This is a genomic window from Halorubrum tibetense, assembly GCF_042661865.1.
Classification (GTDB): domain Archaea; phylum Halobacteriota; class Halobacteria; order Halobacteriales; family Haloferacaceae; genus Halorubrum; species Halorubrum tibetense.
In genome coordinates, this window is record NZ_JBHSWW010000581.1 from 1 (window position 1) to 722 (window position 722).

General features: G+C 40.6%; 2 protein-coding genes. Both read right to left on the reverse strand.

The window, feature by feature from the left end:
• Positions 1-356, reverse strand: a 356-nt coding sequence (locus ACFQEU_RS17090; RefSeq protein ID WP_379784096.1) for a hypothetical protein, incomplete at its 3' end; no start/stop codon positions are given.
• Between the two features lie 53 nt (positions 357-409).
• On the reverse strand, positions 410-722 hold a 313-nt coding region (locus ACFQEU_RS17095; protein WP_379784099.1), incomplete at its 5' end, for a hypothetical protein.

The following is a 722-nucleotide window of genomic DNA, read 5'->3' on the forward strand; positions in this document are numbered from 1 at the left end:
ATAGAATCTATGGATTTCAAAGCTCCTAGCTTGTTAAAATATTTGAATAATTTGTCACCCTGCTCGTCGGTAGTTACTTCCAACCAAGAAAAACTTAATTGTGGCTTTGCGAGCTCATAGTTCCACGGGCTTTGATTTCTTAGAAACTCCCTGATGTAAGGTTCGGCTACACCGTCAAACTTCCCATAGGTTTTTGATGTTGTGATACCAGCCCAAACAAGAAGAATTATAATTAACGCCAATACGACACCAAACCCAATTAATATCTTCTTGATAATGGACAAAAACCCACCACTTTTCTTCATCTCATTCTCTTTCAAGTCAGCACTTCCGGGTGCATAAGGGTTTTGATCCACAATAAATTTCTCCAACGTTTTGGGGTTGCTAACGCCTCAAACAGGGGCGCACGTTAGTGCGTCCCGGCCGAAGGCCCTTGCTGCTTTGACTTGTTACGTGTGATTTTCTCGGCAGTGATTTCATTTGCAAGCGCAAGATATCTTATGCTTTTATCGAAGAATGAAACATACCAATTCTCTTCATTATCTTCGATAAATGTATGAAATGTTCGTATAACTTGCCCACCACTAAACTCCATTACTAGATCATTCTGTGGAGTGATCTCAACAGCTGTTAATTGCGCACCCTTTATTGGGTCAGTTACCGCACAACAACGATGAAAATCAGTTTCATACTCCTCTTTAGATTCATAGGAATCATGTGCG